The organism is Nocardia alni (genome assembly GCF_019038435.1).
GTDB lineage: Bacteria > Actinomycetota > Actinomycetes > Mycobacteriales > Mycobacteriaceae > Nocardia > Nocardia alni.
Map to the genome: position 1 here is coordinate 1 of NZ_JAGPOX010000245.1, position 7,782 is coordinate 7,782.

Genomic DNA, 7,782 nt, shown 5'->3' on the forward strand with positions numbered 1-7,782 from the left:
GCCGAAGTTCGCCGCGTACCCCCGCTCCCCACCCCCTGATCCCCTGGGTTGCGATCTTGCGGGCGGCCTGACAAGTACCCCGGGACGCTGGCGCACCGTCCTGCCCTTCGGGTCGGCGATCCGCCCGGCCAGACGTTGCTGGAGGTAACGCCGAAGTTGATGATTATCAAGGAGTTTCGCCTTCTTCGGCCGCCGGGCAATCAACTCGGACTTCCACTGGGCAACCGGGGCGTCGGCTGGGCGCATCGACCGTCGATCGGGCCGGAGCGGGGCGGAGCCGTCGTAGTACTGCGAGCCGGGGAAAGCCCGGCACATGGGGAAGGACGGCAGCGGTATCAAGAAGGGAAGGAGGCTGCAATGCCGAAAGACGCGCCGGTGAATACCAGCGCCGACGACACAGTGGACCTGAGCGGTCTGCGGTCGAAGGTATCGGGGATGCAGGCCAAGCTTCACTGTTGGGCGGCGGCCGATTCCGGCCGCAGGTTCGACGATCTGTTCAACCTCGTGCACGACCCAGTGACGCTGGCCAAGGCGTTCGACCGGGTCGCGGGCAATACCGGCGCGAACACGCCCGGCGGCGATGGCGTCACCGCCTTCGATGTCGAGCAACTCACCGGTGAGCCCGCATTCCTGGATGATCTGCGGAACCAGTTGAAGGACGGCTCGTTTCGTCCGTTGCCGGTGCGGGAACGCAAGATCCCCAAACCGGGCGGCAGCGGGAAGGTTCGGAAGCTGGGCATTCCCACGATCGCGGACCGGGTTGTCCAGGCGGCGCTGAAACTGGTGCTGGAACCGATTTTCGAGGCCGACTTTCTACCGGTCTCCTACGGGTTCCGGCCGAAGCGGCGGGCGCACGACGCGATCGCCGAGATCCAGTATTACGGCACCCACGCTTACCGCTGGGTGCTCGACGCTGATATCGAGGCGTGTTTCGACTCGATCGACCACACGGCCCTGATGGACCGAGTTCGGTTGCGGGTCAAAGACAAGCGCGTGCTCGCACTGGTCAAGGCGTTCCTCGAGGCCGGTGTCATGACCGAGACCGGCCGTCTGGAGGACACCTCGGCCGGCACGCCGCAAGGGGGAATCCTGTCCCCGCTGCTGGCCAACATCGCCCTGAACGCGCTCGATGAGCACGTGCACGGGCCATGGCAGCCGGGCGGGAGCCAGAGCACCCCCGAAGCGCCGTGCTCACCGTCGCCGCAAGGGCCTGCCGAACTGGCGGATCGTCCGCTACGCGGACGATTTCGTCGTTCTCGTGCACGGCACCGAGGGCGATGTCGAGCAGATGCGCGAGGATGTCGCGAAAGTGCTTACACCCCTGGGGCTTCGATCAGGGACGTGCTGATCCGACCCAATCGGATCATGCGCGGTTGGTCGAACTACTTCCGGCACGCGGTCGCCAAACACCTTCGGCACGCTCGACACCTTCCTCTGGTGGCGAGTGATCCGATGGCGGAAACGACTGCACCGCTGGAGGTGGAAGGATATCCGCCGACACCTCATGGGCCGCAACGGTCAATGGCGGAAACCGTCGGCGGACGGGATCGACCTGTTCAACCTCGCTGCGGTATCGGTTTACTCGATACCGGTACCGCGGCAACACGATCCCCAGTCCCTGGGCCACGGCCAACCACGCCTGACAGCAGAAACCGTGGAGAGCCCGGTGCATGGAGACATGCACGCCGGGTTCGGCGAGCGGCCCGCAGAAACGGACCGGTGGCAACACCGGCACCGCGCTGCGGGCCGACTCAACCATCATGCACGACCACTGATTTGCGACCGTGGCGAGATCGCCGCGCTGTGGACCAGTACCTAGCTGGCCTCACCCCCCGGACTATCGCCTCATACGGTGAATGAGCGGGGTAGAAGGCCAGAGGGCGCGGCGCTACGCCCTCTGCGGAACAGACCAGCTGACAGTTCTACGAAGGCCATTTGATATCGGAGACAACCACATCGCTCCGGACCCCCTTGAAGCCCGCGCGATCTCCCTCGGGGGCTCCACATCCAGCGCAGGGTCCGGCCGCGCAAGCCGGTCGAGTGCGTCTCGAATGGCGCGACGCCCAGTCATCGTGAAGCCGCTACCCACAGCACCGACATACCGGAGCTGCCCGTCGAGTCGGCCGGCGAGCACGAGTGATCCGAAGGAGTCCCTATTAGTGCTACTACCCTCCAGCCACCCGACGACCGCGAAGGACTCCACCTTCCGCAGCGGCACCTTCAACCAGGCCCTCGCCCGGCGCCCGGGTTGATAGGTAGAGGCGAGGCGTTTGAGCACAAGTCCTTGTGCACATTCGGTCACTGACCGAATGATCTCGGTCAATGACGAATCGTGTGTGGCGGGTTCGGTAAGAGCGACGGCGACGGCTCGGAGGAGCGCATCCGCGCCGTCACCGGACAGCGGCTTCCGGCGCGCTCCACATCCCCATCGCCACAACCTACCCACTCGTAGCCGTGCAGGACGCCTACCTGGCTCTCGCCGACCGCGAGGCATGCATTGGTTAACCACTCAGATCGGTTGAGCGACAGGATCTTCGAACGCGAGCTCATGCCAAGAGCCTGCCCCTTTCCTAGCTGGAACGCTGACTTAATGCTGGATCTGCACATGATCGGCTGGCGGGCTCAGACGGAGGCTGGCGGGATCCACGGCGGTGGCCCTACGTGTCGCTGGGCTGCTGCTCCTCCGGCTTGGCCGTATTCAGCATTTGCGCGACATGGTCCAGCAGTTGCGGCATTTCGTGCACGCGATGCGCGTCCAGTTCGATCCTGCGGCCGTCCGGGGCAGACACGGTCAATGTGATGTCCGAGTGGCGTTGAGTTAGCCAGGTAGACAACGCATTCGCGAGCATTGCGCCAACTCCGCCAGACCCCAGCGCCACGGACAGCACCTGCACTGCGGCGTCGATGCTCCCGCCCGTATAGCGGACTTTCACCTGCATCTGTACTTGTTCGCTCAGCTCAACATCTCTGCGCAGCCACTCGATCAGCGACGAAGCGTCATCCGGGTGGCCGAGCCTGATTTGCAACAACGGGCGGGAGTCCATTGCGTCATGATGCCAGCGGGTTTCGAGCCGGACAATCGGAAGTACGCTGCCTCGATCGGTTTACGCCACGGCAAGGACGGATAGCCCCCAGACAGTCCCAAGTTCAGCTCTGCGCCAGGAAGGTCGAGGCGGTCAGACGGTCAACCCAAACCCTGGCTACAAGATGCCCTCCAACCCGGCATCTGCGGCCAGCCGCAACATCCGCTCGGGATCCTCACCGATCCACATCGGCGGCACCCGTATCGGACCGCCCTCGAGTTGCAGCTCATCCAAACGTTCCCGACGCTCGAGATAGGTCAGGTCCATAACCGATTCCGCAGCGATCTCCAGGACATCGAACATGAAATACCGCCCCGGCACCGCTTTCTGCAGCGCGGTGGATGGTCGTGTGCCGAGTCTGCGCTGGAGCCTGCCGAAACTGGGCGCGCCGGTCGCAGGATCCGGCGCGACGATTTCCCCATCGAGCACCAGCCCGGAGATGTCCGGAAATACTTCAGCAATCTCAGGAAACAAGGCCGTGACATCTCTGCCATTCCAACTCCAGAACGCGGTAACTCCCCCAGAGATCTGCGAAATCGACTTGATGCCATCCCATTTCATCTCTCAGCGTCCATACGGGATCCGGACCGGTCGGCCGCGCGGAAGCAGTCGCCAGCATGGGTGCCGGAGAAACTCGCACACTTGCAGCATATATTCAGCAATCTTCTCTCTGGCTCGCATTTCAAGTCCACGATCAGCCGAGACATGAACCGGTGAGATCAACCCGCGCCGGGGGGAGCTCATATCGGCACCGCCATCGGTTCCACCTTGAACGCCGCTACTATTCGAATCTATGTTCGAGCATTGGCCCGAGGAATTCAGTCCGCCGCTGCGCCGCGTGGTGACGCCAACGACACCGGTTGTAGTCGACCTCGGCAAGGCCATGCCCACTCAGCCACCGAACGGATTCGGCCGCGACAAAATCACCATGAAGGTGAAGCTGGGCGGACTCAACCTCACCGGCGATGTACCGGGGCTGCTGCACGCCTGGGCCCGCGCGAACGACGGGAGCTGGCTGGGCCTGGTCGAAATGGTGCTGTGGACCACCAACCGCAACGGACAACTTCCCGTGATGCAGTGGTGCCCCGGACCCGCGATATCACCACGGGATCCCGGCCAGCGCTGAGCACGGCTCAGCGCATACCAACAGTCGCCACAGAACAGGAAACGCAGAAATCAGGCACTGACCGCTCGGCGACGGCCCGGAACCCGCAGCCGGTGATGAACTGCCTACAGCTGGTAATCGGCTTCAATCACAAGCTGACCAACCGAAACCCGCAGGTCGCCCCCGGTTCCCATGTTCGATGTGCCCCGCCGGGGAATCGAACCTGCGACCGCGGCCCACTCTCGCGGTCCCTCGAGCGTCCCTCATGGCGATCCCCCGCTCGCGGAGTCTGGACTGCACAGTGATGGCATCCACACCCGGGCAACAGACCAACCGAGCCCATACCAATGCACCACTTCATTCGACCCGGCCGACCGAACCTATCGGCTTGATCCGGAATCCGGGACCGCCGGCAGCCGGAGGATTCGGATTAATCAGTGTCAGGCCCGCCTTTGACGGATCGAACCAAGACCCCACCACATCTAATAGATAAATGCGCATATAAAAGTAGAACCACGCCTAAGCATCGGCCACCAGCCCCGAAACGCACTACCCTCCCCCGATCGAACCCCCTCGACACGACGCAGGACGCGGGCAAACAACCGCCGTATCAGGACGTCCACAGGACGTCGCAGGTCCACGAACAGCAACAAACAGCAACCGGCAACACCCACCAACAACCACAAACCAGCAGGTCACCCCGGTTCGCCGGACAAACCGGGCAGGTCGAAAGTAGCATTGAATAATGCGGTCGATCTGGAAAGGTTCCATCGCGTTCGGGCTGGTTAATGTCCCGGTGAAGGTTTATACCGCCACCGAGGACCATGACATCAGGTTTCATCAGGTGCACGCCAAGGATGGCGGGCGGATCAAATACGACCGGGTGTGTACGGTGTGCGGGCAGTCGGTGCAGTATGCCGATATCGATAAGGCTTACGAGTCGCCCGAGGGGGATCGGGTGGTGCTGTCCGACGAGGATTTCGCCAAGTTGCCGGTCGCGGAGAAGCACGAGATTCCGGTGTTGCAATTCGTGCCGGCCGATCAGATCGATCCGATGCTCTTCGACAAGAGCTACTATCTCGAGCCGGACTCTACGACGCCGAAAGCCTATGTGCTGCTTGCCAAGACGTTGGATCAGGCCGAGCGGGTGGCGGTGGTGCATTTCACGCTCCGGCAGAAGACTCGGTTGGCCGCATTGCGGGTGCGCGACGGGGTATTGGTATTGCAGACGTTGCTGTGGCCCGATGAGGTGCGGACGGTCGACTTCGCAGGTCTCGACGGCGCCGCCGAGCCCCGGGCCCAAGAGGTCAAGATGGCGCACACTTTGGTGGAGTCCATGGCCGATGATTTCGATCCGGGCCTGTATACCGACGAATATCAGATCGAGCTGAAAAGGCTGCTCGACGAGGCGATCGCCGCCGGATCGGGGACCCTGCCCCAGCGCGAGGAGACGGCGCCCGCCGAGATGGACGCCGAGGTCGTCGATCTGGTCGCCGCGCTGCAACGCAGTCTCGAGGCGTCCGGCCGGCGTACCGCGGCACCCGCCGCGAAGAAACCCGCCGCGAAGGCGGCGAAGAAGACCACGGCCGCCAAGACGACGGGCAAGGAGTCGACAGCCAGCAAGACGACGGCCGCCAAGACGACGGCGAAGAAGACCACAGCCAGCAAGTCGGCAGCGAAACCGGCCAAAAAGGCAGCCAAGAAAACGGTCCGCAAGAGCGCGTGAGCCGACCACCCATCTCGTCGACCACCACCGCCGGAATCCGACACTCCATCGACCGCGATTTCGCCCGTTATCAGCTATTTCACTGATTAATCACGAATGGCCGCAATCGATTTGGTGCGCCATCTCACACTCACCGCGAAAAGCCCTGTCCACCGGGGTAAATCGTTCGCTGACCAGGGACGCGCCGTTCGCCGGATTTTCTCGTTCACAGCGCCACCACAGTTTCGACCCAGGGGATAGCTAGGGTGATGCGGTTGCATTCCCCCTGACACAGTCATTGAGAGAAAGGTTCGACCATGGCTCACCGTATTGCGAAGCTGGCCGTCACCGCCGCGATCATCGCCGCCCCCATCGCCATGACCGCGGCCCCGGCTTTTGCCGCCCCGATGGTCCCGGGCAACAACCAGAACCACGGCGGCCCGCAGCAGCAGGGCCCCGGCCAGCAGCAGCACGGCCCGCAGCAGCCCGGCCCCCAGCACAACCCGGCGCCGATCCCCAGCGGTAGCGCCGCCTGAGGCCCAGCCTCCAGACTTGTACGCCGCGGTGACCGCTCGGTCACCGCGGCGTACGTGTATCCGGACCGTTGAGCAGGGCATTATCGAGTCGTGACATCATCGGGCGGCTACCGTCTCCCGGGGCCGGCGACTGGCAAACTTGTCCGATATGGACTCCGACATAGCGATCGTTCCGATGGGCCTGGGTCACTTGCGCGAGGTTCTCGATCTCGGTGACGAGGTGTTCGACACCGAGGTCAAGCCGTACACGTCGTGGTCGCTGACCTCGGTCGCGGAACATCTCGACACCTCCGACCGGTCCTGCTGGGTGGCGTTGGATTCGGATCGGGTCGTCGGATTCGTGCTCGGCTCCATGGAATTCGAGCTGCGCGAGGACTGGGGCTATCTGGAGTGGATCGCCGTCGCGCCCGATATGCAGGGCCACGGCATCGCCGGTCGGCTGGTCGAGATCTGCTGCGCGACGCTGTTCGAGCGGGGTGCGCGCCGCATCGTCACCGATGTCGAGGTGGGCAACACTCCCTCGGCAACGATGATGACGCGACACGGCTTCAGCGACGCCGCCACCGTCACCCTGTTCGTTCGCCCCAATCCGGACGAGGCCGAGCGCCCCGCGGAGGAGGTCGCTCCGGGCCTATCCGTCGCCACCAAGCGCACCTTCGCTCGAACGGGACGCCTCCGGCCTTGATGCAGCGATCTATCAGCTATTACAGGCGATGATTCGATGACACCACCTCCTGGTGTACCGTTCGTCCTATCGGTACCTTGCGGTAACACCTGGTAGATGTGCATGTAGATCTCGGACTTCAGCATCGGAGGAATCGCATGAGCAGCCCATCCGACCCGAATGAGCCCCGCGATCACGCCGCGGACGATGCGTCTGAATCCGAGGATGCCGCACACCAGACAACATCGGGCGACACTACCGCCCCGACTCCTGAATCAGGATTGTCGCTGTCCGTTCCACCGCGACGCGACAGAATTCCTCTCGACCTACCCGACACACACAGAATTCCTCTCGACCTACCCGACACACATGGAACCCCGCCGCACATACCCGCCGAACCGGGAAATCCCGCAAACGATCCACCTCACGAAACCGGCGCTGCCGAGTACCACGGAATTCCCGAAAACCCTGCTCCCGGGCGCGGATCCGACATCTTCGGCGCACCACCTCCCCCACCCTCGTACGGCTCACCCGCATACGGCGGCCCGCCACCTGGCGAGCCAACTCATGGCTCACAACCGGGCTACGGCGGCCCCCGCCCCGGCGCACCCGGATATAACACCCCCGGCCCAGGCGCGCACACCGCCAGCCCCGGATACAGCAACCCAAGCCCCGGCGCATCCCGATAC

Annotated in this window: 8 protein-coding genes and 1 pseudogene; 6 read left to right on the forward strand and 3 right to left on the reverse strand. The window is 63.6% G+C overall.

What is annotated here, in order from left to right; genetic code table 11:
- Positions 1–627 precede the first annotated feature (627 nt).
- Positions 628–1,083, forward strand: a pseudogene (locus JZ791_RS45795) (reverse transcriptase domain-containing protein); the annotation flags it as partial.
- A 282-nt stretch (positions 1,084–1,365) separates the two neighbouring features.
- The gene (locus tag JZ791_RS45800) at positions 1,366–1,860 is read left to right on the forward strand and encodes a hypothetical protein (RefSeq protein ID WP_254207334.1); all 495 of its coding nucleotides are present in this window, start codon (positions 1,366–1,368) and stop codon (positions 1,858–1,860) included.
- A 28-nt stretch (positions 1,861–1,888) separates the two neighbouring features.
- Here JZ791_RS45800 and JZ791_RS46950 read toward each other — a convergent pair whose 3' ends face one another.
- From JZ791_RS46950 to JZ791_RS42830, 3 genes are all read right to left on the reverse strand, one after another.
- Positions 1,889–2,494, reverse strand: coding sequence for an ATP dependent DNA ligase (locus JZ791_RS46950; RefSeq protein ID WP_368858354.1), 606 nt, complete (start codon positions 2,492–2,494; stop codon positions 1,889–1,891).
- A gap of 163 nt (positions 2,495–2,657) precedes the next feature.
- Complete coding sequence (locus JZ791_RS42825) at positions 2,658–3,044, reverse strand: effector-associated constant component EACC1 (protein ID WP_216903482.1); 387 nt, start codon at positions 3,042–3,044, stop codon at positions 2,658–2,660.
- A 156-nt stretch (positions 3,045–3,200) separates the two neighbouring features.
- Positions 3,201–3,644: an ATP-dependent DNA ligase gene (locus JZ791_RS42830; protein ID WP_216903484.1), complete on the reverse strand. Its 444-nt coding sequence runs from the start codon at positions 3,642–3,644 to the stop codon at positions 3,201–3,203.
- A gap of 232 nt (positions 3,645–3,876) precedes the next feature.
- On the opposite strand from JZ791_RS42830, the gene JZ791_RS42835 reads away from it, so the two are divergent.
- The 4 genes from JZ791_RS42835 (at position 3,877) to JZ791_RS42850 (ending at position 7,114) form a co-directional block, all read left to right on the forward strand.
- On the forward strand, positions 3,877–4,209 hold the full coding sequence (locus JZ791_RS42835; protein ID WP_216903486.1) for a hypothetical protein: 333 nt from the start codon (positions 3,877–3,879) through the stop codon (positions 4,207–4,209).
- Between the two features lie 724 nt (positions 4,210–4,933).
- Positions 4,934–5,914, forward strand: coding sequence for a non-homologous end joining protein Ku (gene ku / locus JZ791_RS42840; RefSeq protein WP_216903489.1), 981 nt, complete (start codon positions 4,934–4,936; stop codon positions 5,912–5,914).
- Between the two features lie 296 nt (positions 5,915–6,210).
- A complete protein-coding gene (locus JZ791_RS42845) occupies positions 6,211–6,429 on the forward strand; it encodes a hypothetical protein (protein ID WP_216903491.1) in 219 nt (72 codons plus the stop codon).
- Positions 6,430–6,577: 148 nt separating this feature from the next.
- Positions 6,578–7,114, forward strand: a complete 537-nt coding sequence (locus tag JZ791_RS42850; protein WP_216903494.1) for a GNAT family N-acetyltransferase — start codon at positions 6,578–6,580, stop codon at positions 7,112–7,114.
- The last annotated feature ends 668 nt before the right edge of the window (positions 7,115–7,782 follow it).

Coding starts and splice junctions, on each gene's coding strand:
- JZ791_RS42830 (WP_216903484.1), bottom strand. CDS start 3,644: ATGAAATGGGATGGCATCAAGTCGATTTCGCAGATCTCTGGGGGAGTT.
- ku (WP_216903489.1), top strand. CDS start 4,934: ATGCGGTCGATCTGGAAAGGTTCCATCGCGTTCGGGCTGGTTAATGTC.
- JZ791_RS42835 (WP_216903486.1), top strand. CDS start 3,877: ATGTTCGAGCATTGGCCCGAGGAATTCAGTCCGCCGCTGCGCCGCGTG.
- JZ791_RS42850 (WP_216903494.1), top strand. CDS start 6,578: ATGGACTCCGACATAGCGATCGTTCCGATGGGCCTGGGTCACTTGCGC.
- JZ791_RS46950 (WP_368858354.1), bottom strand. CDS start 2,494: ATGCCTCGCGGTCGGCGAGAGCCAGGTAGGCGTCCTGCACGGCTACGA.
- JZ791_RS45800 (WP_254207334.1), top strand. CDS start 1,366: ATGCGCGGTTGGTCGAACTACTTCCGGCACGCGGTCGCCAAACACCTT.
- JZ791_RS42845 (WP_216903491.1), top strand. CDS start 6,211: ATGGCTCACCGTATTGCGAAGCTGGCCGTCACCGCCGCGATCATCGCC.
- JZ791_RS42825 (WP_216903482.1), bottom strand. CDS start 3,044: ATGGACTCCCGCCCGTTGTTGCAAATCAGGCTCGGCCACCCGGATGAC.